We start from the raw sequence: 23,329 nt of genomic DNA, 5'->3' as shown, positions 1-23,329 counted from the left end.
CATTAGAAACTATAAGGGAAGTATCTCAATTATTTAACGAACTGAATGTTTTTTACTTGTCAAAATTTCTATCTATCACAAATTATGCTTAGCCATACGTTCTTTGAAAATATCATTAACAATCAAAGTCAAGGTTTCTTTTGCCTCCTTTGATAATTCTCCTTCTTTTTCAGCTTCAGCATAGGCTTCTGGAAATTCTCTAGCAATTAATTGACAAGTTGCTTTCGTGGCATGTCCGCGTACCAATCGTGGAATGCGTTCCATGTATTCTGACTTAACTAGAGCAATAATTTTTTCATTTGCGGTCATTTCATCCTCCTTTTTCACTATATAACTATTTTCCTTTTAAGAATGAAAGTAACTAAAAAGTGCCACTGGCACTTTTTAGTTCTAAACAGCTCCCATAAAGATGGCTACTAAGAAGAAAATAGCAAAACCAAAAAGGTAAATTAAACCGACGATTGATAGACCTTTAAGCCAACCTTTTACCTGATGTTCCTTATTGTTTACCAAAGAATAATTTAGATAAGCAAAGAACGGTGTCGTCAAGAAGGAGGCAATCATGGCAAAGCGCAACATTGTTGCCACGTTACCAGCAAAAAGATAAACAATAACTAAGCCCGCTAGCGAGGTCAGGCTTGTCCATGCTATAAAGGCTTTAGGAGTTGACTCTTTTTTACCAAGCAATAGTCGTAGGGTCTCGTCATTAGCACGTGAATAACCATCAATAACTGTAATAACAGTCCCAAAGATGCAGAGAAATGCAATAAAAGTGATAAGTAAACGTGACCAGCCCCCCAAAACAGAGGCATACATACTTACAAACTGAGCGATATAAGCTGCTGATGCACTCTGTACTGCTTCGCCTGAGCCAAATTGGATGAGAGCTCCAAGAGCACAGAAGATAAGAGCCAAGATAGCTGTTCCGATATAACCAACGTTAAAGTCAAAAATGCCATCAGCTTCAGACATTTTAACTGTTTTTTGCTTTTCAACAGACCACATAGAGTTAATGGCTGAAATTTCGATTGGTGCTGGCATCCATCCCATGAGAGATACAATAAATGGTAGAGCTGCCATTCGCCATGGTGTTGGCGCTTCAAAATTTGGAGCATATTCACGGTGTTTGAAAAGAGCGATAACAACAGCTGCTACCGTTGCAATTGTCAGAGCTGTCATTACCCATTTTGCTAAACCATCCAGAAACTTATAACCACCAATGAGAATCATAGCCCAGATAATGACAATGATAATGGTTGTCAATTGAGAAATATTCAAACCAAAACCATCTGGAAAAATGTTGTACAAAATGGCCGCGCAGAGGATTCCGACACCTGCTGTATTAACAATAGCAGAGAAGATGTTCATAATAAAGAAGAGCCATAAATAACCTTTTCCCTTTTCACTATAACCCTCAATCAAACTTTTTCCATTCTCCATGGTATACTGTGAGCCAAATCGGAAAAAAGGATACTTGAAGACATTGATTAAAAGAATCAAACCTGCTAACTGCCAACCGTAGATAGCACCTGCCTGTGTTGATGAAACGATATGTGAACCACCAACAGCAGCCGAAGCCATCAAGATACCAGGTCCCATAGCTTTAAGCTTTGTTTGCCAAGTGGATACTTGCGTAGAATTTTCAGTCATCCTAAAAACCTCTTTCTAAAATAATCCCGTAATATTCAGATAATTCAGAATATATATTATATATTAACTCTTGCTAGTAAGTTTGTCAACCTCCTTTTCTGAAAATATTCAGTAGTATTTTCAGAACATCATCTCCATAAAAGCTTGACATAAGCCGTTTTCATTTCGTTTTTTAGACTTGATTTTTCTTTCAGAAAACGTTATCATGATATATATGACAATTTATGGGAGGTGACATTTTGCAACTTTCTCATAGCCTGAAAATGATGGGAACCACCATTGATATCCTGATTAATTCGGAAGATCCTGAACCTCAGATACAGACAGTCTGTCATTTACTTGAGCTTTATAAAAATCGCTTTAGTGCTAATGATGAAGATTCAGAACTGATGCAAATTAATCAGCATGCTGGTCTCACTCCTGTCAAAGTAGAACCCGAATTATTTGAGCTCATCGCTATTGGAAAAAAGCATAGCCTAGCCAAACCAAGCAATCTCAACATCGCTATCGGTCCTTTGGTTCAAAGCTGGCGCATCGGCTTTTCAGATGCCAGAGTGCCAAGCGATGAAGTTATCAAAGACATCATGCCTTTGACTAATCCTGAAAATATCATTCTGGATGAAGAAAAACAAACTGTTTTTCTGCAAGAAAAAGGGATGAAAATTGATTTGGGTGCTCTTGCTAAAGGTTATATTGCTGATAAAGTAATGGATTATCTCAAGAAGGAAAAAGTAACTTCTGCTCTGATTAATCTAGGTGGAAACGTCCTAGTCTTAGGAGACAATCCAAAACGTGAACAAGGATTTTGGAATATTGGTATTCAAAATCCACATAAAAAACGCGGTGAAAATCTAGGCATCGTGACCGTGAAAAATAAGTCCGTCGTGACTTCAGGTGTTTATGAAAGACATTTAAAAGTTGGTGACAAAGATTATCATCATATTTTTGATCGTCATACTGGCTATCCTATTAAGACTGAAATAGAGAGTCTTACAATTATTTCAGATCTATCAGTAGATTGTGAAATCTGGACAACTAGACTTTTTGGTCTTCCCATACTTGAAGCCTTTATGACCATTGAGAATACCCCAAATATTGAGGGCATTCTTATCACTACGGATAATCGGATCGCTGTGTCAAATGGTCTGAAAAAAGATTTTCACCTGCTGTACAATACCTAAGAAAAGAGGATTTAATATGAAACTTATTGGACTAGTTGGAACCAACTCAGCTAAATCAACTAACCGCCAGTTGCTCCAATACATGCAAAAACATTTTGCTGACAAAGCAGAAATTGAACTAATTGAAATTAAGGACATCCCAGTCTTTAATAAACCTGCCGACAAAAAAGTTCCAGAATTAGTACTTGAAATTGCTGATAAAATTGATGCTGCTGATGGTGTTATCATTGGAACACCTGAATACGATCATTCAATTCCAGCCGTCTTGATGAATGCCCTAGCTTGGTTGTCATACGGTATCTTCCCACTACTTAACAAACCAGTTATGATTACTGGGGCATCTTTCGGAACATTGGGCTCTTCACGCGCACAATTGCAATTGCGTCAAATTCTTAACGCACCAGAAATCAAAGCCAACGTTTTACCAGACGAATTTCTTCTTTCACATTCACTGCAAGCTTTCGACAAAGAAGGTAATCTCATCGATTTGGACACCTGCAACAAACTAGACGCCATCTTCGACGATTTCCGTATCTTCGTTAAAATGACTGAAAAATTGCAAAGTGCTCAAGAATTATTACGCAAAGAAGCTGAAAACTTCGATTGGGAAAGCTTATAGGATAAGAAGGAGAGTTAAACTATGAAATTTGTAGGACTTGTTGGCTCAAATGCCGACCAATCATATAATCGTATGCTTTTGGAGTACATCAGAAAACAATTCAAGCTCAAATTTGAATTGGAAGTTTTAGAAATTGATGAAGTTCCTATGTTCAATCAAGACCAAGATTGGAAAGAAAGTTTCCAACTTCGTCTACTCTACAACAAAATTACACGTGCTGACGGTGTTATCATTGCGACACCAGAACACAACCATACCATCACCGCTGCCCTTAAGAGCGTCCTTGAATGGTTGTCATACGAAGTGCATCCTTTTGAAAATAAGCCGGTCATGATTGTTGGTGCTTCTTATTATGACCAAGGAACATCTCGTGCTCAAGTACACCTACGTAAGATTTTGGATGCTCCCGGTGTTAATGCTTACACACTTCCTGGTAATGAATTCTTGCTTGGTAAAGCCAAAGAAGCCTTTGATGAAAATGGCAGTATTATCAATGAAGGCACTGTTAAATTCCTTGAAACTTGCTTAGATAATTTCATCTCTTACGTAGGAGTTGTATCAAAATTGAAAAAACCGAAACCAATTGAAACAGAAGATTTGGATTGTAATCACCCAATTTCAACAACAATTACCGAAGTTGATCCAGATGATCCTGACTGGGTTGAAAAAGTTGCTGAAATTACTGGAGCTGTTTCTGGCAACACCTATGTCAAGCTTGACCATGGTATTTTAACAGTTGATCAAATCAACATGTTCCTAAAATCAATGCCATTTGAATTAACTTACGCTGATGATAACAACCAATTCTTGTATTACAACAATGCTCACCAAGATCCTGATACCATGTTCGCTAAACGCATTCCATCACAATCAGGAAATCGTATGTCAACTGTTCACTCTTCTCTTCCTGCTGCCCGTATGAAAAATGTTGAGTGGGTTATTGGAACGCTCCGCAATGGTAATCAAGAATATGTCCGTACGTTAATTCCGAATCCAAACCCAGCAGTTCTCAATACTCACAACTATCAGGCAATGTACTACGACGATGGTTCTTACGCTGGTATTAATGAAATCGTCTTTAATTTTAAACCTTGGTTAGACTGGTATCTTGAAACAACTGGTCAACGTTTGGTAGGAGGGGGAACTGGTGCAAGTTCTGGTGCTTCTAATAATAGCAATCATGGTGCAAGTGATGCTACTTCTGGAGCTTCTGACAGTGCCCACACAGGGGGCTCTACTCCTGCTGCCGATGCAAGTTCTGGTGCTTCATCACATTAAGAGCTTAGAGGTGGGGGAAATGATTATCTCCCCCACCTTTAAATTTAAAAAATGGTTAAAAGGAATGCCATAAAATCTTTTTCATTTTTAGAGAAATAAGATAGATATCGTTGTAAATAAAATAACAAAGAGGTAAATTTATGACTCCATTTCAAGAAAAAATCGGTGCTGCTTGTTCCAAAAAAGAGGCACTTTTTGACGAAAGTTGAGGAAGATACGCTTTGCGTTCCATGTTTGCTGGTGCTTACTTAACCATGAGTACGGCAGTTAGAATTTTCGGAGCTGATATTATTTCATCACAATTCCCATCAATCGGTCGTTTTGTCTTTACTCTTCTATTTGCCATTGGTTTGGTGTACGCCCCGATCTTTAATGGAGAGTTAGCCACGTCTAACATGATGTACTTGACAACAGATGCCTACTACAAGCAAATTTCCTGAAAAAAGGCAACTATCATCTTGGTTTATTGTACTTTTTTAACTTGATGGGTGCAGTCATTCTAGCTTGGTTCTTTAACCAATCTTTCTCTTTCATTAATCTTAGAGATAAAAGTTTTGTCGTCTCATCCGTAGCAAAAAAACTTGGTAAGACTGACTGGAGTAACTTTATCGAAGGTATTACAGCCAATATGTTTGTCAATATTGCCATTCTTGGTTATATGCATCTGAAAGAAAAATCGGCTAAAATATCCATTGCTATCTCAGCTATTTTCATGTTTATTTTCCTAGTCAATGAAGATTTGATTGCTAACTTTGCATCCTTCATGCTTTTAGCTTTCAACCATGTTCGTGATCAAGTACCAAGCTTCACACTAGCAAACATCCTTCGTCAATGGATTGTTGTTTTCTTTGGTGACTGGCTAGGCGGTGGTCTTTTCATTGGTATTGCTTACGGTTGCATTAACAAAACAAAACACATAGAAAGTTAATCATCAGATCAGCTGGTGATTTTTTATCCTCAAAATTGACGGCAACAAAAAATAACTTGGAGTCCTCTCCAATGCTATCTATACAAACACGTTTTTTCAATTTTTCATTTAAAATAATGGCAAAAAATGTTATAGTGACACTACCATTTGTTAGAAATATTACAGTGTCATTGGTAGACTGGTAAAGATATTTGTGTCATTAAGTCCGACAACTGCAACCTTAGTACCTGCTTGACTGATGATTTCCAAAAGTCCCTTTGCAGGCTTGACCTTCTGTCAAAATATCATCAACAACCAGCACTAAATCATTTGACGACAGAAACTTGCTAGCGATAGAAGCAACGCTGACCACTTGCTTGGTAAATGAATAGACCTCTGCTCTCAAATGTCCCCTAACACGGCGATACTCCTTTGATTCTTAGCAAAATTCATGGGAACATTGAGTGCTTGGGCAGTGTAAACGCCGGTGCTATTCCGGATTCTTCAACCGTAACAACATTGGTAATGCCCGCACCTTTATAATTATCAGCCAAAACTTTCCCCATCTCCTGCATAAACTGGTGATAAACTTGGTGAGCCAAAAAGCTATCCATTTTCAAGGTGCTTTCAGTCAACACGACGCCGTCTTTTAAAAAAACGATTTTCCAATAATTACATGGTAACTTGTAGGAAGACTGCGCCCCTTCGCAGTATATATAAGCCTATGATGCTATCATTTTAACGTTTCAACTTGTATATTAAAGGTATTTTTAGAAATATCACTAGAATAAATTTAATAAAAAAGATACAAATCAAAACAGCGCAATCGATTGCATTATTTTTCTAATTTGGTAAAATGATAGAAAAGTGTAGAAAGATTGAGGAAACAAAATGGTAAACGAGACCCTAATGCAATATTTTGAATGGTATTTACCAAATGATGGTAACCACTGGAAACGATTAGCTGATGATGCACCTCACCTAGCTCAAAAAGGTATTTCTAAAATCTGGATGCCACCAGCTTTTAAAGGGACATCCTCTGCTGACGTGGGCTATGGTGTCTATGATCTCTTTGACTTGGGCGAATTTGATCAAAAGGGAACTGTTCGTACTAAATATGGTAGCAAGGAAGATTATTTGAAAGCCATTGCTACGCTTAAGGCAAATGGAATCATTCCAATGGCTGACATTATCCTCAACCATAAAGCATCAGCTGACCACACCGAGCGCTTTGAAGTGGTTGAGGTGGATCCGACGGACCGTACCAAGATTCTGACAGACCCTTTTGAAATAGAAGGTTGGACCAATTTTACTTTTGATGGTCGACAAAAAATTTATAATGACTTTGAGTGGCATTGGTACCACTTCACAGGAACTGATTTTGATGCCAAGACTGGGCAGACTGGTATTTTTCAAATTCAAGGCGATAATAAGGGTTGGGCTAATAATGATCTTGTCGATGATGAAAATGGAAACTATGATTACCTCATGTATGCCGACTTAGACTTTAAGCATCCCGAAGTCGTTCAAAATATCTACGATTGGTCGGACTGGTTTATCCAGACAACCGGAGTCGGCGGTTTCAGGCTAGACGCTGTGAAACATATTGATTCCTTTTTCATGAAAAATTTTATTCGTGATATTACTGAAAAATACGGTGAGGATTTTTACGTCTTTGGCGAATTCTGGAATGGAGATGAACAAGCTAATGATGATTATCTGGAAAATATTGACTACGGTTTTGACTTAGTTGATGTCAAACTGCATCAGAATCTTTTTGATGCTAGCCGTCAATCTGAAGCTTATGATTTGCGACAAATCTTTGACGGCAGCCTCGCTAGCAACCACCCTCAATCGGCAGTTACTTTTGTTGATAATCACGATACGCAACGTGGTCAAGCCCTAGAATCGACTATTGAAGAATGGTTTAAACCTGCTGCCTATGCCCTAATCTTACTGCGTGAAGCCGGGTTACCCTGTGTCTTCTATGGCGATTACTATGGTATTCAGGGTGATTTTGCACAGGAGAGTTTTCAAGACATCATTAATAATCTCTTAGATTTACGACAAAATTATGCCTATGGTAAACAAGAAGACTATCTAGACGATGCCAATTGTATTGGCTGGACAAGACTTGGCGACGATGAGCATAAAAAATCACTAGCTGTTATTCTGAGCAACAAAAATGCTAGTCATAAATTGATGTTTGTCGGAAAGAAATGGGCTGGTGCCATTTTCACTGATTATCTTGGACACTGTCAAGAAAGTGTCAGCATTGATCAGGAAGGTTGGGGAGATTTCCCTGTCGAAGCTAAGTCTGTCAGTGTCTGGACTTGCTAATAATTCTATGCTCTATAAAAGACTTAAAAAGGTGATTCTGAGAAAGAACCGCCTTTTTAAGTAGTAATTTTAGGATAATTAGCTTCTCAGGCGCAGAACAAGTCAAAATCACTATAATTTATCATCAGCTAAACGAAATAGTATTTCCAGTTCAGTGACTTGCGAAGGAATGACTTTAGACTCACTTAGGAAATCAGATAGCAAATTTGGTTCCACCCAAACATGCCCATCAGTGTCATTCTCCTGGTAAAGTTTGGTATCTTTACCTGCACCGGTCCAAGCTAAATATTTATCGAAATGCATGTGATTTTCCTTATCTGTTGCTTATAGAGCAAGAGAAACTGATCAACTTCTAACTCTTCCTTCGATTCACGTCTAGCTGCCCCCTCAGATGTTTCTCTACACAAGGCTGCTCCTCCTGCCGTTGCCTCGAAATAATCAGGAAAAGTAGCTTTATTTCTCGCGCGATGCATAAAAAGAACAGACTAATCTTTCCTGTGTAAAAGCAAGACCTGAACAACTAAGTGAAAGTCATCTGTTGATGAAAAAGTGTCGCAATTAATGATTTTCCCAGACAAAAGATGACGATTTTCATCGTAGGCATCCCAATATTCTGTCATCCCAAAACTTCCTGTTAACAGATAAAGCAAAATAGAGTTGGACTATTTCCAACTCTATTAAATCTTATGATACAAATGACTTAAAGAAATTGACAATTTGTTGCCAAATATTAGCAAAGAATCCCTTGCTAGATTCTACAGCCTTACTAGCATCAAAATTAAGGTTAATGCCTTTAAAACTAGAACCCGCTTTTGAAACGATACTGTCTTTTAGAGAATTAAGGGTTTGTTTAAAACTGGCGCTGTTGATGACACTGCTTTTTGACAGATTAAAAGCAAAATTAACAATCAATGTAATTTGATCGGATGTCATCGAATTGGTTAAGCCATAGTTTTTCAAAGTATCCTCAACAATTTTTTGGACATCCTCTTTACTAACGTTTGAACCCGCATCTGCAACTGCCGATTTAATATCTGTCAGGGCAACGTTCAATTTATCTGCATCATAACCATCCTTACCCGTATTTTCAGCATTAATATTAGACAGAGTGCTCAATTCTTCTTGAGCAAGTTGCTTGTTCTCATCTGAAACCTGAGCGCCATTTTCTTCCAGGGAGTAATAAATACCAGCTAGAGCACTCTCACCAGTCACAGGGAGTGGCGCGGCAACCGTGATTGTCGCATGCTCAATTCCTAAGGTAACGGCAGCGTTACGATACATATCTTGTGTTACCTTTGTGATGTTTTCTGGAGTAACAATATTAACTGTCAAAGTCTCTGATTTACCCAATTTTTGAATTTTGACAGATGAATATAATTGCAGGCTAGAATCATCAGCAACATTCATGATATTGGCATAGGCACTGGTTGTCAGCGTTTTGACATTAGTATCCTTGCTATTATTGTAATTTAAAAGTTGCAGGGTTTGAGACTTTTGTTCGTTTGATAGAGAATATCCCAAAACATAGTCTGGTTGAACATAAGATTCATCAATAACCTTTTGAACAGAGCTAGTTGCAGCATAGGCTGGAGAAATAACAAAGACACTCACTAATATAAGGCCTGCAGTCATTAACAATTTTTTTAACTTCATGATTTTACCTTTCTTATGATAAAATTTCCTATTTTCTTAATCAGGACTTTCATTATACCACTTCTCTCGGTCAGCGTCTTAGAAAAACTTTACTCATGAAGTTCCAAAGGAAGACCGTCTGGATCAAAGAAAAAGGTCATCTTTTTGCTTGTAAAATCATCAAAGCGAACAGGTTCGACAAAGATACCCAATGCTTCCAATTCTGCTTTACTTGCCTCCACATCTTCGACATAGAAGGCTAAGTGGCGCAGACCACAAGCTTCACGTGGCCAGTCTGGCAATCCAATTCGCTTCGGCGGAGTAGAATATGCAGGATCGCTCAGCTTATTGCCAAAAATTTCCAATTCAATAGTACCACAACGCAAATCAAGCTTGTAATCATGACGTTCTGGACGATGATTTTCTCGAATAATCTCAAATCCCAGCTTATCAACGTAAAATTCACGCGAACGATCGTAGTCTGAGACAATAATAGCAATATGGTGAACAGCCTTAAATATCATAATTTAACTCCTTTACTTCGAAAAAAGAAGCTGAAATATAATTTCCACTTCCTTTAACTCTATACACTGATTACGAATTCATTTGGTTATACTTTTTATTAAAGCTGTCTACAACATTTTTGTCAGCCTGATCAAAAGCAACCGACGATTCTAATTGACCATGCACAATGATGCGCTCTGTGGCTTCTAAATCAGTACAAGTAATTAAGGTTACCGTACTTTGACCCCAAACATTATCAATAACTTCAGAATGATCAGGAGTGACCGATTTAACATCCGTGATGGCGTAAGTATAAATGTATTCCTTGTCTGTCAGGTATATTTTCATTCCTATCTTAGCCTTATCAAGCGGTGAAAAGAGCATTTGGGATGAACCTGTCATTCCAAATACGTGATGGCTAGCCAAAGCATAGTTGTTCTGACCCCCCATCACTTGATTTTCTTTCATCGTACCTGCACCATAGTAGAGACCTGCATTTCCCAACCCCTTAAAGATAGGCAGATTAATCCCAACGTCTGGGATAGCAATACCTCCGATAACTGGTAATTTCTGAGCCTTCATTTGGGCATCAAGGACAGCTTCTGTACTTATAGGCTTGACAGCTGAAAAGTCAAAACTTGTTTTCGCTTTTTTATTTTTATCAATTGTTTTCTGACTAACTTTAGTGACTTGGTATTTATTGGAGTTCCAACCAATGATAAAGTTGCGAATGGTTTTATTGAAAATCAGAGCTAAACCAATGATAACCATCACTAGCAAGATGAAGGTACGAATGAATCCCCAAATTTTATGGACTTTTTTTCGTTTTGTCATGAAAAGTTGTTACCTTATTCTTCTGACTCAATTTCTGAAGCTTCTTCCTCAGAATCAACAAGGGCAAAGGTTACAATTTTAGTGTCTTGATCTAAACGCATGACTCTGACACCTAGTGTTGCGCGACCAGTTTGTGAAATATTAGCAACACTTGTTCGAATAATAACACCTTTGTCAGTAATAACCATCAAATCTTCATCTCCCTTGACTGTCACAAGACCAGCAAGTGAACCATTTTTCTCGGTGATATTGGCTGTTTTAATTCCTTTACCACCGCGCCCTTTAGTTGGGTATTCACTTGCAGCTGTTCGCTTACCATAGCCTTTTTCAGTGATAATCAGAACTTCCTGATCATCGGTCACGCGCGCTGCACCAATGACTTTATCATCAGGACGCAAGCTAACACCGCGCACACCTGTTGCAGTACGCCCCATTTGACGAACCACACTTTCATTGAAACGTACGGAATAACCTGAACGTGTACCAATAATGATATCATCAGTCCCATTAGTGAGGATTACGTTAATCAGTTCGTCACCTTCCTTAAGATTGAGAGCTTTAAGCCCATTCTGACGAATATGATTAAATTCCGAGACACTAGTCCGTTTGACCAGACCTTGCTTAGTTGTGAAGAAGAAATTGTTATCTTGAGCTTCTTCCTTACGTAGATTAATAATAGTCTGGATAGTTTCTCCTTCATCAAGTTTAAGTAAGTTGACGATTGGAAGACCCTTAGCCGTTCGACCATATTCAGGAATTTCATAAGCCTTCAAGCGGTAAACACGGCCTAGATTGGTAAAGAAGAGGACTGTATCATGCGTACTTGCTGAAACCAAGTCGCGTACAAAGTCATCATCATTTACGCCCGTTCCTTGAACACCACGACCACCACGTTTTTGAGCACGAAACTCATCTTGAGCCAAACGTTTAATATAGCCTTTGTTCGATAAAGTGATAAGGACATCTTCTTCTTCAATCAAGTCTTCATCTTCTAGAGACAGAACCTCACCAACCATCAACTCTGTACGGCGTGGATCAGCATATTTACGCTTGATTTCATCCATTTCATCTTTGATAATGGAAATAACACGCTCAGGATTAGCTAAAATATCCGCCAAATCAGCGATTAACGCAAGCAAAGCATCATATTCCGATTGAATCTTATCACGTTCCAAACCTGTCAAACGACGCAGACGCATATCTAAAATAGCTTGACTTTGACGCTCTGACAACTCAAAATGGCTCATTAATTCAGCCTGGGCGATTACGTCTGTTTCGCTATTACGAATAATAGAAATCACTTCATCAAGGTGGTCAAGGGCAATCAGTAAGCCTTCTAAAATATGAGCGCGTGCCTCTGCTTTGGCCTTATCAAACTGTGTCCTGCGGACGATGACTTCCTTTTGATGAGCGATATAGTTCTCAATGATTCGTTTCAAAGAGAGAATTTTAGGTACACCATTTTCAATAGCCAGCATATTGAAGCTAAAGTTGGTTTGCAAACTAGTCAACTTGAAAAGATTATTCAAAATAACGTTAGCTGAGGCATCTCGGCGCACTTCAATGATAAAACGTACACCTTCACGGCTGGATTCATCACGAACAGCTGTAATCCCTTCAATACGCTTCTCCTGTGCCAAACGAACAATATGTTCATGAACCTTGGTTTTGTTGACACCGTAAGGGAACTCAGTAACCACAATACGTTCACGACCTGATTTTGTCGTTTCAATCTCTGTGCGTGAGCGAAGAACAATTGAACCTCTCCCCGTATCATAAGCGCGGTGAATGCCTGATCGTCCCATGACCAGAGCTCCAGTTGGGAAGTCCGGTCCAGGCAGAACTTCCATTAATTCACGCGTTGTCACATCAGGATTGTCCATGACTAACTTAACTGCATCAATTGATTCAGCCAGATTATGTGGTGGGATATTAGTTGCCATACCAACAGCAATCCCTGTCGCCCCATTTACCAAGAGGTTAGGAAAACGAGAGGGCAAGACCAAGGGCTCACGTTCAGAACCATCATAGTTATCTTGAAAATCAACCGTATTTTTGTTGATGTCGCGCAGCATTTCCAATGCAATCTTACTCATACGAGCTTCTGTATAACGCTGCGCAGCGGCTCCATCACCATCCATAGAACCAAAGTTTCCGTGACCATCTACCAGCATATGACGATAAGACCACCACTGAGCCATACGAACCATAGCTTCATAGATAGATGAGTCTCCATGTGGGTGGTATTTACCCATGACATCCCCAGTGATACGAGCTGACTTCTTATGTGGCTTGTCTGGTGTAACACCTAGCTCATTCATTCCATACAAAATCCGACGATGAACAGGTTTCAAGCCATCTCTGACATCTGGCAATGCACGAGCAACGATGACAGACATGGCATAGTCAATGAAACTTGTTTTCATTTCACTCGTCAGATTGACATCTACTAAATTTTTATCTTGCATTAAAAAATGCCCCTTTTCTAGTCTAAAACTCTATTATATTATAGCATAAATTAGTCTAAAAAGCCTTAATTTTCCTAAATATCAAGCCCATTTTCAAAGATTTTCATAATTAGTCCGTGACATCTTTCACTTAAAGTGTTAGAATATAAGTGTATGGACATAAGTCCGAATAAAATTAAGGAGATGTTTAGAAATGACTGCAACTAAACAACACAAAAAAGTCATCCTTGTCGGTGACGGTGCCGTAGGTTCATCTTACGCATTTGCTCTTGTGAACCAAGGAATCGCCCAAGAACTTGGTATCATCGAAATCCCACAATTGTTTGAAAAAGCTGTTGGGGATGCTGAAGATCTTAGCCACGCCCTCGCCTTTACTTCACCTAAGAAAATTTATGCTGCTAAATATGAAGACTGTGCAGATGCTGACCTTGTTGTTATCACTGCTGGTGCTCCTCAAAAACCAGGTGAAACTCGTCTTGATCTCGTCGGTAAAAACCTTGCCATCAATAAATCAATCGTTACTGAAGTTGTTAAATCAGGATTTAAAGGTATCTTCCTTGTTGCTGCTAACCCAGTGGATATCTTGACTTATTCAACTTGGAAGTTCTCAGGTTTCCCTAAAGAACGCGTTATCGGTTCAGGTACATCTCTTGACTCAGCACGTTTCCGCCAAGCACTTGCTGCTAAACTTGGTGTTGATGCTCGTTCTGTCCATGCCTACATCATGGGTGAACATGGAGACTCTGAGTTCGCCGTTTGGTCACACGCTAACGTTGCCGGTGTTAACCTTGAGAACTACCTTCAAGACATTCAAAACTTCAACGCTGCTGAATTGGTTGAATTGTTCGAAGGTGTTCGTGATGCTGCTTACTCAATCATCAACAAGAAAGGGGCTACTTTCTACGGTATCGCAGTTGCACTCGCTCGTATCACTAAAGCTATTCTTGATGATGAAAATGCTGTACTTCCACTTTCAGTATTCCAAGAAGGTCAATATCCTGGCGTAACTGACTGCTTCATCGGTCAACCAGCTATCGTTGGTGCACACGGTATCGTTCGACCAGTTAATATTCCATTAAATGATGCTGAAAAACAAAAAATGCAAGCTTCTGCTGCTGAGTTGAAAGCTATCATCGAAAAAGCATGGGAAAATCCAGACTTCCAAGCTGCTTCTAAAAACTAATATCAAAAAAGGTTGAGATATTTTATCTCTGCCTTTTTTGATTACCTGACTTTCAGTCCACTACAGCGAAGCGGACTGAAAGTCACATAAATATAAAAACGGGCTTCTAAGTCACCAATGAATGACTTAGGAGTCCGTTATTTTATTATTTTGCAGCAAGGGCTGCTTTAGCAATATAGCTAAGTGGTTGATTGAAATGTGGCAAGAAGAATAAATCCAGTAGAGCAAGGCGATCAATTGTTACGTGCTCTTGGATAGCTAAGGAGAACATGTGAATTCCCATCGAAATATCTCCATGAGAAGCCATTTGAGCACCTAAAACAACTCTCGTATCCCTGTCATAGACGATTTTAAGGACAACTTCATAGTTACCGTGTTCAATAAAAGCTGCTTTTTGGATATCTTTGATTTCCGTTACTGCTGGATTGTAGCCAAAACGTTTCGCTTTTTCTTCGGTCAAACCAGTAGATACCATATTTAAACCAAAGATTGAAATACCATTAGAGCCCTGTACACCTAAAGATTCCAATTCATGACCAGCTGCATTGTGGCCTGCTACCATACCTGAACGAAGGGCATTTGAAGCAAGGGCAATGTAGTTTATATCATTTATAGCATTGTCATAAACGGTTGCACAGTCCCCAATCGCATAAACATCAGGAATGCTTGTTTCTTGCTTCTTATTAACAAGGAAAGCACCATTTCTGAAAGTTTCAAGTTTTCCATTTCCAAGGGCCGTATTAGGACGGAAACCAACAGCTAAAACAACCATGTCAACTTCACGACTAGACTTATCTGTCACAATACGTTCTACTTTTCCATCGCCTTCAATTGCCTTCACAGTTTCACCAAAAGCTAACTCTATACCATGGTCAACAAGATTTTGGCGCATCATATCTGATAAATCACGATCATAATAACCTGCTAAGCATGTATCAACAACATCAATAAGAACAACTTCTTTTCCAAGACGCTTAAATGCTTCTGCTAGTTCAACGCCAATATAGCCCGCTCCCACAACAGCTACTTTATTGATATTCTGTGCTTTATCTTGTAATTTATCAATAACTTGTTGCGCATTTTGGAAAAGCTTAACAAATTGAAGGTTTTCAAGGGTCGCTTCAAATTCAAGACTTCCTTCTTTGATAGCTGCTCCTTCAATTGGTGGCAAGATTGGCTGTGAACCAGTTGCTAAGATTAACTTATCATAACTTTCAACGTGTTCTTGACCATTAACTAAAGCAGTCACTGTCTTAGTATCGTAATCAATGGATGTGACAGGAGAGTTCATGTAAACCTTAGCCCCCTTAGATTCTAGCAAGTCTTTATTTGCATAGAAAAGACCATTTGGCCCTGAGATTTGCTTACCAATCCAAAGTGCCATACCACAACCTAGAAAGGAAATATTTGAGTTTTGATCAAAAACCACTACTTCATTATCAGAAGCATAGTTATCAAGAATAGTATTGACACTTGAAGTACCTGCATGGTTTGCACCAACAACAACAATTTTACTCATAAGAAAATCCTCTTTTCAATATAATCTAATATGTCACTATATTAGTATAGCATTGAATTGAAACGCTTACAAATAATATGCTCATCAGATCACAAAAGGCCCTATAATTTCTGTCTAGTTTAGGTTAACTGATTCACAAGCGGTCAAAGTCACATTAGAAAGATTCTAGAATCACCTACCTTGAATCTGCTGGCTTACCCTCTGCTTGTCCACCTTAGAAAGCGCCATTTCAAGTGTAAAGAATGCAGGAAAATGACTATCACAGAAACTTCTTCATTAAAAATGAATCATCAAATCTCTGTCGCTGTCAACCAGAAAATCACCCAATTACTCATTGAAAAGCAAGCTATGACACATATCGTACACAGACTTTCTATTTCAACTTCGACAGTTAATCGAAAGCTAAATGAGTTCAAGTTTGAAACGAAAAGGACAAGGATTTGATTGCCTTAAACCTCAAAAAAGAGAAGACCCTGTCGGTCCTCTCTAAAGCATAGCTTTCACAGTTGACAATGAGTCTAGATAGCCTGTGTCAAGAAACCACGGCTTTCCAGTACGCGCACCATAGCATCAGCTGTATCAAGTGCTGTAAAGAGCGGAATACCATGTTCAATGGCAGAACTACGAATAGCTGCACCATCTTCGTCAAAGGTTCTCTTAGTCCCAACTGTGTTAATAATAACTTGAACTTTTCCTGCACGTACAAGAGCTGGAATAGTATTATCTTCATTTTCACCTAACTTATTAACCAAGATACTTTCCAAACCATGTTCCGCAAAGTAATTGGCTGTTCCTTCCGTCGCCAAAATGCTGTAGCCGATAGCTGAGAAACGTTTGGCTAAGCCTAATGCTTCTTCTTTAGTATCATCAGCGATAGTAAAGATAACATTACCAAAGGCTGGCAAATGGAAGTAAGAGGCTTCAAAGGCTTTGTAGAGGGCTTTCTCAAGTGTCAAGTCAGACCCCATGACTTCACCAGTTGACTTCATTTCTGGCCCCAAGAGACTATCTACCTTAGCCAGTTTTGTGAAAGAGAAGACAGGTGCTTTGACATGTACTTGATTACTTTCAGGGTAAAGACCATCTGAATAACCAAGCTCTGCTAAGTTTGAACCCAAAATCAACTTTGTTGCTACCTGCGCCATAGGAATATCTGTTACTTTAGACAAAAATGGTACGGTGCGGCTTGCACGTGGATTAACTTCAATGACATAAACGGTATCATCTTTGATAACAAATTGGATATTCATCATGCCGATACAGTTAAGTCCTATAGCCAAACGTTTAGTGTAATCTGCAATAGTGGCTTGAAGTTCTTTAGACAAGGTTTGTGGTGGATAAACCGCCATTGAGTCACCTGAGTGAACACCAGCACGTTCAATATGCTCCATGATACCAGGAATAAGCACATCTTTACCATCAGAGATAGCATCCACTTCACACTCACGTCCAACGATGTAAGAGTCAACAAGGACTGGATGGTCAGGGCTGGCTTTTACAGCCGTACGCATGTAAGAGCGAAGGTCAGTTTCGTTTTCAACGATTTCCATGGCACGTCCACCAAGAACGTAGGATGGACGAACAAGAACTGGGAAACCAATCTTACGAGCAGCTTCAACAGCTTCTTCTTCGTTAGTAGCTGTTTGTCCTGGTGGTTGTGGGATAGCCAAGTCTTTAAGAGCCCTTTCAAAAAGATCACGGTCTTCGGCACGATCCAGATCAGCAACCTGAGTGCCTAAGATTTTAATACCAGCTTTTGAAAGTGGTTCCGCCAAGTTAATAGCTGTTTGACCACCAAACTGAACAATGACACCTTTTGGCTGTTCCAATTCAATAACGTTCATAACGTCTTCAAAGGTTAACGGTTCAAAGTAGAGCTTATCAGATACAGAGAAGTCTGTTGAGACAGTCTCGGGGTTTGAATTCATGATGATTGCTTCATAACCAGCAGCTTGAATAGCTTTAACGGAGTGGACTGTTGCATAGTCAAATTCGACCCCTTGTCCGATACGGATTGGACCTGAGCCAAGTACAATGACCGATTCCTTATCAGACTTAACTGATTCATTTTCCCACTCATATGTTGAATAGAAATATGGCGTTGCTGATTCAAATTCAGCTGCGCAGGTATCCACCATCTTGTAAACTGGGATAATCTTATTTTCAGTGCGGATAGCACGAATCTCATCTGCTGTCTTATTCCAAAGATCAGCGATTTTACGATCTGCAAAACCATTTCGTTTAGCTTCTTTGAGAACCTCTAGATTACCAATGTTAGATCTAAGTGCTTCTTCAATTTCAAAGATGTGAAGAAGTTTGTCCAAGAAGAAAATATCAATCTTAGTCAGCTCAGCCAATTCTTCAATAGTATAACCACGACGGATAGCTTCTGACAGATAGAAGAGACGATCATCCTGAGCTTTGACGATTTTTTCAATCAAAGCGTCATCAGTTACCTGAGTTAACTCAGGTATTTCGTTATGGAAAACACCGATTTCAAGCGAACGACAAGCCTTAAGAAGACTCTCCTCAATGTTGCGACCTATAGCCATGACTTCACCGGTTGCTTTCATCTGCGTGCCTAGACGACGCTCACCGTGCTCAAATTTATCAAATGGGAATCGAGGAATTTTAGCAACCACATAGTCAAGGGCTGGTTCAAACATGGCGTAGGTCGTACCAGTGACAGGGTTAATCATCTCATCCAGCGTTAGACCGACAGCGATTTTGGCAGCCAATTTAGCAATTGGGTAACCAGTCGCTTTGGAGGCGAGGGCTGATGAACGAGACACGCGCGGGTTAACCTCGATGACATAATATTTAAAGCTGTTCGGATCAAGGGCAAGTTGAACATTACAGCCACCTTCAATTTTTAGTGCACGGATAATGCTAAGGCTGGCGTCACGCAACATTTGATTTTCAATATCAGAAAGAGTTTGCGTTGGTGCAAAAACGATGGAGTCTCCAGTATGGATACCAACTGGGTCAAAGTTTTCCATATTACAAACCACAAGAGCATTGTCGGCTGCATCTCGCATAACTTCGTATTCAATTTCCTTGAAACCAGCGATAGAGCGTTCAATCAAACACTGTGTTACAGGAGATAGCTTCAATCCATTTTCAGCGATTTCGCGCAGTTCATCTTCATTAGCACACATGCCGCCACCAGTACCACCCAAGGTAAAAGCTGGACGAACAATCACGGGATAGCCGATAGATTTGGCAAAAGCTAGTGCTTCATCAACAGTATTGACAATTTCAGATTCAGGAATAGGCTGGTCCAAGTCTTCCATAAGTTGTTTAAAGAGGTCACGGTCTTCAGCCTGATCAATGGCTGACAGTTTTGTGCCCAAAAGTTCAACGCCAAGAGCATCTAAAATTCCAGCTTTAGACAATTCCATGGCCATATTTAGTCCAGTTTGACCACCCAAGGTAGGTAAAAGAGCATCTGGACGTTCCTTACGCAGAATACGGGTCACAAATTCCAGCGTAATCGGCTCAATATAAACCTTATCAGCAATTTCTTTATCAGTCATGATAGTGGCAGGGTTTGAATTGACAAGAACTACACTGTAACCTTCTTCCTTGAGCGCAAGACAGGCCTGTGTCCCTGCGTAATCAAACTCAGCAGCTTGTCCGATAATGATTGGACCAGAACCAATCACCATAATTTTTTTAATATCAGTACGTTTAGGCATTATAAGATATTAAGGGCGTGAAGCGGACACCGCCAAAAAGAAGTTGCGACGAAGAACTCAGTGAAGTTCTAAGAAAAACTCTCTTTTTGGCAAAGTTCGTACCCTGTATTCAGTTCCACCAAATACAGAGTAAGCCCTTTCTCCTTTCTTTCTATTCGCCGACTCTCAGGGCGGCATTAAATTGAAAATTAGTGACTATTGGCACGTTCAGCTTGGAAAGCATCAATCAGTTCCAAAAATTCATCAAAGAGGTAGCTAGCATCGTGTGGACCAGGTGCTGCATCTGGGTGGAATTGCACCGAAAAAGCTGGAAAATGGCGGTGACGAACGCCTTCCACTGACTTGTCATTGATTTCTTCATGAGTTACCATGAGACACTCTGGAAGAGTATCACGGTCAACCGCATAGCCATGGTTCTGGCTAGTGAAATCAATACGCCCAGTCGCAATTTCACGAACAGCGTGGTTGAAACCACGGTGACCGAACTTCATTTTGTAGGTCGTCGCACCATTTGCCAAACTGAACAGTTGATGTCCCATACAGATACCGAAAATTGGAATTTTCCCCTGCACACCACGAATCATATCTAAGGCTTCAGGAACATCTTCTGGATTACCAGGACCGTTTGACAGCATGACTCCATCTGGATTGAGATGTAAAATCTCCTCAGCAGTCGTACTATAAGGAACAACCGTCACATTGCAGTTTCGTTTTGAAAATTCGCGCAAAATAGAATGTTTAAGGCCAAAGTCAACCAAAACGATGTTCTTGCCAATACCTGGAGCAGGGTAGGCTGTTTTGGTAGAAACTTGCTCAATATTATTGGTTGGTAAAACAGTCGCGCGCAACTGGTCTTGTAAGTGTTCAATGGTATCACCCTCATTGGCCAAGGTTGCTTTCATAGTACCATGCTGACGAATGATTTTAGTTAGAGCACGCGTATCAATACTTGAAATACCTGGAATGTTCTTTGCTTTGAGAAACTCATCCAAGGTCATCTGATTGCGCCAGTTACTAGCACGGCGAGCATTTTCAGAGACCACGACACCCTTACAAGTTGGTGTGATAGATTCATAGTCATCACGGTTGATGCCGTAGTTCCCTACCAGAGGATAGGTGAAAGTCAAAATTTGGCCATTATAAGATTGGTCAGTGATAGACTCTTGATAGCCTGTCATCCCCGTATTGAAAACAATTTCACCAGTCACATCGAGGTCAGCACCAAAGGCTGTTCCTTCAAAAATTGTTCCGTCTTCTAAAATTAAAAGTCTTTTTCCCATTTTTATACCTTTCGTTGACTTCTCACAGGAAGCCTTTTAACGTTAAACTTTACCATTCAAGATAGCCTCGATAATTGCCATTCGAACAAAGACGCCATTTTGCATTTGAGCAACAATCCGAGATTTAGGAGCTTCTACCAATTGGTCAGCAATTTCTACATCACGGTTGACGGGCGCAGGGTGCATGATAATAGCAGAGCTTTTCAGATGATCGTAACGTTCCTGATTGAGACCGTGTAAAGTATGATAGCTTTCTTTAGAAAAGCCACCAACACCATCGTGACGTTCGTGCTGTACGCGAAGCAACATGAGAACATCCACCTCATCCACAATCTCATCAATGGTTACATACTTACCATAAACGTCAAAATCTTCTGAATACCATTCCCTTGGACCAGCAAAATAAAGCTCGGCTCCCAAACGTTTGAGGATCTGCATATTGGACTTAGCTACCCGCGAATGAGTAATGTCACCCGCAATGGCAACCCTGAGGTTATCAAAATGACCAAATTCTTCATAGATGGTCATGAGGTCCAGCAGACACTGACTTGGGTGCTGACCAGAACCATCTCCGCCATTAACAATAGCTGTTTGAATGGTCCTGCTATCGATAAGTTGTTTGTAATAATCTTCTTGCGAATGTCGAACAACACAGATGTCAACTCCCAAGGCACTCATAGTCAAAATCGTGTCGTAGAGCGTCTCACCTTTGTTGACTGAGCTGGTCTTGGCATCAAATTCAATAACATCCAAGCCCAACTTTTTCTCAGCAACTTCAAAAGATTTGTGTGTTCTAGTTGAAGACTCGAAGAAGAGATTTGCTGCGAAATACTGACGATCCGAGGCGAAATTAGCTGAGCTATTTTTAAAAGCAATCCCTCGCTTAATCAACCCCATAACTTCTTCATTGGATAAAGTTTCCATGGTCACCAGATGCTTCAGTGACACGACTCCATCTACTACTGCCATAATTTAATCCTTTTCTGGAAGAATTTGATACAAAATAATACCAAGGAGTGTTGATAAGGCAACACCCGTGATTTGTAGTCCCGCTACTTGCAAGGTCAGGCCACCGATTCCTGATACCAGAATAACACTGGTAATCAGAAGGTTTTTCTTGTTATCAAAATTAACCTTGTTTTCTACTAAAATTTTAAGACCGCTGGATGCGATAACTCCAAAGAGAGCGATGGAAATCCCACCAATAACAGGTGTTGGAATGGATGAAAGCAAAGCTGATATTTTTCCGACAAAGCTCATCACCACCGCAATCACTGCCGCTCCCGCAATCACATAAACCGAATAGATTTTATTGAGTGCCATGACACCGATATTTTCACCATAAGAAGTTACTGGTGGTGCTCCGAAGAAGCCAGCGATAATCTGTGCCAAACCATCACCAGTCAGGGTACGGTCAAGTCCAGGATCCTTAAAGAAATCACGTCCAGTCAAGCTATTTAGCACCATAACATGACCAAAATGCTCTGTCATGGTCACAAAAGCAATGGGCGCCATGGTTAAAATCGCACTAGGATACAATTTGAAGGAATAATCAAAGAATAAAATATCAAAGTCAGGTACTTGGAACCATGCTGAACTAGCAATCCCAGAGAAATTCACAATTTCTTGACCTGTCACTGTTCCAACAAAAAGAGCAAAGAGGTAACCGACAATCAAACCAAGCAAAATTGGGATGACACCGATGATTTTCTTACCGTACATGTTGAAAAGAATAACAGCAAGCAAGGTCACCATACCAATCAGAAGATAGGTAAAATTATACTTGCCATCCTTAAGCATGACATCGTTAACAGCTGTCGTCGCAAGACTGAGGCCAATCACAATGATAATAGGACCAACTACAATAGGTGGTAAAACCTTGTCAATCCAAGCATTGCCTGCGAACTTAACAATCAAGGCAACGATGAGATAGACCAGACCGCCTGCGATAGCACCCTGTGCTACTGCTGCAATACCATCAGACTTCATCAGCATCTGCATGGTAGCAATATAAGCAAAGCTTGAGCCCATGTAGGCTGGAATTTTATACTTGGTCACAGTCAAGTGTGCCAAAGTACCTAGACCACTCGAGAAGAGAGCGATGGCTGGGTCAATACCAACCAAGATAGGAACCAGAACAGTTGAGCCAAACATAGCAAAGAGATGTTGGAAAGATAGGCCCAAGAGCATTCCAGCCTTTGGCCTGTCATGAACATCGTATTTTATTGATTCCACT

At 40.0% G+C, this 23,329-nt stretch carries 18 protein-coding genes and 3 pseudogenes; 7 read left to right on the top strand and 14 right to left on the bottom strand.

What is annotated here, in order from left to right; genetic code table 11:
- Positions 1–75: 75 nt before the first annotated feature.
- Positions 76–309, bottom strand: a complete 234-nt coding sequence (locus tag A3GS_RS0106860) for a hypothetical protein (RefSeq protein ID WP_018364683.1) — start codon at positions 307–309, stop codon at positions 76–78.
- A gap of 81 nt (positions 310–390) precedes the next feature.
- The gene (locus A3GS_RS0106855) at positions 391–1,650 is read right to left on the bottom strand and encodes an NRAMP family divalent metal transporter (RefSeq protein WP_018364682.1); all 1,260 of its coding nucleotides are present in this window, start codon (positions 1,648–1,650) and stop codon (positions 391–393) included.
- Between the two features lie 239 nt (positions 1,651–1,889).
- Here A3GS_RS0106855 and A3GS_RS0106850 point away from each other — a divergent pair, with 239 nt between their 5' ends.
- From A3GS_RS0106850 to A3GS_RS11655, 4 genes and pseudogenes are all read left to right on the top strand, one after another.
- Complete coding sequence (locus A3GS_RS0106850; protein WP_026216312.1) at positions 1,890–2,831, top strand: FAD:protein FMN transferase; 942 nt, start codon at positions 1,890–1,892, stop codon at positions 2,829–2,831.
- A gap of 16 nt (positions 2,832–2,847) precedes the next feature.
- Entirely contained in the window at positions 2,848–3,450 is a 603-nt protein-coding gene (locus A3GS_RS0106845; protein WP_018364680.1) for an NADPH-dependent FMN reductase, read from the top strand.
- A 21-nt stretch (positions 3,451–3,471) separates the two neighbouring features.
- Positions 3,472–4,728, top strand: a complete 1,257-nt coding sequence (locus A3GS_RS0106840) for an NAD(P)H-dependent oxidoreductase (protein WP_018364679.1) — start codon at positions 3,472–3,474, stop codon at positions 4,726–4,728.
- 230 nt (positions 4,729–4,958) lie between these two features.
- Positions 4,959–5,656: pseudogene (locus A3GS_RS11655) on the top strand (formate/nitrite transporter family protein).
- A gap of 201 nt (positions 5,657–5,857) precedes the next feature.
- Here the strand turns inward: A3GS_RS11655 and A3GS_RS13065 are convergent.
- Positions 5,858–6,297: pseudogene (locus A3GS_RS13065) on the bottom strand (type I phosphoribosyltransferase); the annotation flags it as partial.
- Positions 6,298–6,526: 229 nt separating this feature from the next.
- Here A3GS_RS13065 and A3GS_RS0106820 point away from each other — a divergent pair.
- Positions 6,527–7,975: an alpha-amylase gene (locus A3GS_RS0106820; RefSeq protein WP_018364678.1), complete on the top strand. Its 1,449-nt coding sequence runs from the start codon at positions 6,527–6,529 to the stop codon at positions 7,973–7,975.
- 111 nt (positions 7,976–8,086) lie between these two features.
- On the opposite strand, the gene A3GS_RS13060 is transcribed toward A3GS_RS0106820, so the two are convergent.
- The 6 genes from A3GS_RS13060 to gyrA form a co-directional block, all read right to left on the bottom strand.
- Positions 8,087–8,278, bottom strand: coding sequence for a hypothetical protein (locus A3GS_RS13060; RefSeq protein WP_018364677.1), 192 nt, complete (start codon positions 8,276–8,278; stop codon positions 8,087–8,089).
- 182 nt (positions 8,279–8,460) lie between these two features.
- Positions 8,461–8,595 carry an NUDIX hydrolase gene (locus A3GS_RS13175; RefSeq protein ID WP_018364675.1) on the bottom strand — a complete coding sequence of 45 codons (135 nt, stop codon included), beginning with the start codon at positions 8,593–8,595 and terminating at the stop codon, positions 8,461–8,463.
- Between the two features lie 64 nt (positions 8,596–8,659).
- A complete protein-coding gene (locus tag A3GS_RS0106800; protein WP_018364674.1) occupies positions 8,660–9,628 on the bottom strand; it encodes a DUF1002 domain-containing protein in 969 nt (322 codons plus the stop codon).
- 89 nt (positions 9,629–9,717) lie between these two features.
- Positions 9,718–10,131: an SMU1112c/YaeR family gloxylase I-like metalloprotein gene (gloA2, locus tag A3GS_RS0106795; RefSeq protein WP_018364673.1), complete on the bottom strand. Its 414-nt coding sequence runs from the start codon at positions 10,129–10,131 to the stop codon at positions 9,718–9,720.
- Between the two features lie 70 nt (positions 10,132–10,201).
- Positions 10,202–10,945 (bottom strand): class A sortase, encoded by a 744-nt coding sequence (locus A3GS_RS0106790; RefSeq protein ID WP_018364672.1) that lies wholly within the window; start codon positions 10,943–10,945, stop codon positions 10,202–10,204.
- 14 nt (positions 10,946–10,959) lie between these two features.
- Entirely contained in the window at positions 10,960–13,413 is a 2,454-nt protein-coding gene (gene gyrA / locus A3GS_RS11640) for a DNA gyrase subunit A (RefSeq protein ID WP_018364671.1), read from the bottom strand.
- A 193-nt stretch (positions 13,414–13,606) separates the two neighbouring features.
- On the opposite strand from gyrA, the gene A3GS_RS0106780 reads away from it, so the two are divergent.
- Positions 13,607–14,596: an L-lactate dehydrogenase gene (locus A3GS_RS0106780; RefSeq protein ID WP_018364670.1), complete on the top strand. Its 990-nt coding sequence runs from the start codon at positions 13,607–13,609 to the stop codon at positions 14,594–14,596.
- A 145-nt stretch (positions 14,597–14,741) separates the two neighbouring features.
- Here A3GS_RS0106780 and nox read toward each other — a convergent pair whose 3' ends face one another.
- Positions 14,742–16,115: a H2O-forming NADH oxidase gene (gene nox, locus A3GS_RS0106775; RefSeq protein ID WP_018364669.1), complete on the bottom strand. Its 1,374-nt coding sequence runs from the start codon at positions 16,113–16,115 to the stop codon at positions 14,742–14,744.
- Between the two features lie 158 nt (positions 16,116–16,273).
- Here nox and A3GS_RS12340 point away from each other — a divergent pair.
- Positions 16,274–16,541 (top strand): annotated as a pseudogene (locus A3GS_RS12340) (ISL3 family transposase); the annotation flags it as partial.
- A gap of 92 nt (positions 16,542–16,633) precedes the next feature.
- Here A3GS_RS12340 and carB read toward each other — a convergent pair.
- The 4 genes from carB to A3GS_RS0106750 all read right to left on the bottom strand — a co-directional run bounded on the left by carB (position 16,634) and on the right by A3GS_RS0106750 (position 23,328).
- The gene (gene carB, locus A3GS_RS0106765; protein WP_018364667.1) at positions 16,634–19,813 is read right to left on the bottom strand and encodes a carbamoyl-phosphate synthase large subunit; all 3,180 of its coding nucleotides are present in this window, start codon (positions 19,811–19,813) and stop codon (positions 16,634–16,636) included.
- A gap of 188 nt (positions 19,814–20,001) precedes the next feature.
- On the bottom strand, positions 20,002–21,093 hold the full coding sequence (locus A3GS_RS0106760; RefSeq protein ID WP_018364666.1) for a carbamoyl phosphate synthase small subunit: 1,092 nt from the start codon (positions 21,091–21,093) through the stop codon (positions 20,002–20,004).
- A gap of 42 nt (positions 21,094–21,135) precedes the next feature.
- Entirely contained in the window at positions 21,136–22,062 is a 927-nt protein-coding gene (locus A3GS_RS0106755; protein WP_018364665.1) for an aspartate carbamoyltransferase catalytic subunit, read from the bottom strand.
- 3 nt (positions 22,063–22,065) lie between these two features.
- On the bottom strand, positions 22,066–23,328 hold the full coding sequence (locus A3GS_RS0106750) for a solute carrier family 23 protein (RefSeq protein ID WP_018364664.1): 1,263 nt from the start codon (positions 23,326–23,328) through the stop codon (positions 22,066–22,068).
- Position 23,329: the final 1 nt, after the last annotated feature.

The sequence above is a fragment of the Streptococcus caballi DSM 19004 genome (assembly GCF_000379985.1).
Classification (GTDB): domain Bacteria; phylum Bacillota; class Bacilli; order Lactobacillales; family Streptococcaceae; genus Streptococcus; species Streptococcus caballi.
The sequence above is the reverse complement of the archived record's forward strand: the minus strand, read 5'-3'. Positions and strand labels throughout refer to the sequence as shown.

Bases quoted from the DNA above. Each gene is read 5' to 3' on its own strand.
- A3GS_RS0106860 (WP_018364683.1), bottom strand. From the start codon at position 309: ATGACCGCAAATGAAAAAATTATTGCTCTAGTTAAGTCAGAATACATG.
- A3GS_RS0106855 (WP_018364682.1), bottom strand. From the start codon at position 1,650: ATGACTGAAAATTCTACGCAAGTATCCACTTGGCAAACAAAGCTTAAA.
- A3GS_RS0106845 (WP_018364680.1), top strand. From the start codon at position 2,848: ATGAAACTTATTGGACTAGTTGGAACCAACTCAGCTAAATCAACTAAC.
- A3GS_RS0106840 (WP_018364679.1), top strand. From the start codon at position 3,472: ATGAAATTTGTAGGACTTGTTGGCTCAAATGCCGACCAATCATATAAT.
- A3GS_RS0106820 (WP_018364678.1), top strand. From the start codon at position 6,527: ATGGTAAACGAGACCCTAATGCAATATTTTGAATGGTATTTACCAAAT.
- A3GS_RS13060 (WP_018364677.1), bottom strand. From the start codon at position 8,278: ATGCATTTCGATAAATATTTAGCTTGGACCGGTGCAGGTAAAGATACC.
- A3GS_RS13175 (WP_018364675.1), bottom strand. From the start codon at position 8,595: ATGACAGAATATTGGGATGCCTACGATGAAAATCGTCATCTTTTGTCT.
- A3GS_RS0106800 (WP_018364674.1), bottom strand. From the start codon at position 9,628: ATGAAGTTAAAAAAATTGTTAATGACTGCAGGCCTTATATTAGTGAGT.
- gloA2 (WP_018364673.1), bottom strand. From the start codon at position 10,131: ATGATATTTAAGGCTGTTCACCATATTGCTATTATTGTCTCAGACTAC.
- A3GS_RS0106790 (WP_018364672.1), bottom strand. From the start codon at position 10,945: ATGACAAAACGAAAAAAAGTCCATAAAATTTGGGGATTCATTCGTACC.
- gyrA (WP_018364671.1), bottom strand. From the start codon at position 13,413: ATGCAAGATAAAAATTTAGTAGATGTCAATCTGACGAGTGAAATGAAA.
- A3GS_RS0106780 (WP_018364670.1), top strand. From the start codon at position 13,607: ATGACTGCAACTAAACAACACAAAAAAGTCATCCTTGTCGGTGACGGT.
- nox (WP_018364669.1), bottom strand. From the start codon at position 16,115: ATGAGTAAAATTGTTGTTGTTGGTGCAAACCATGCAGGTACTTCAAGT.
- carB (WP_018364667.1), bottom strand. From the start codon at position 19,813: ATGCCTAAACGTACTGATATTAAAAAAATTATGGTGATTGGTTCTGGT.
- A3GS_RS0106760 (WP_018364666.1), bottom strand. From the start codon at position 21,093: ATGGGAAAAAGACTTTTAATTTTAGAAGACGGAACAATTTTTGAAGGA.
- A3GS_RS0106755 (WP_018364665.1), bottom strand. From the start codon at position 22,062: ATGGCAGTAGTAGATGGAGTCGTGTCACTGAAGCATCTGGTGACCATG.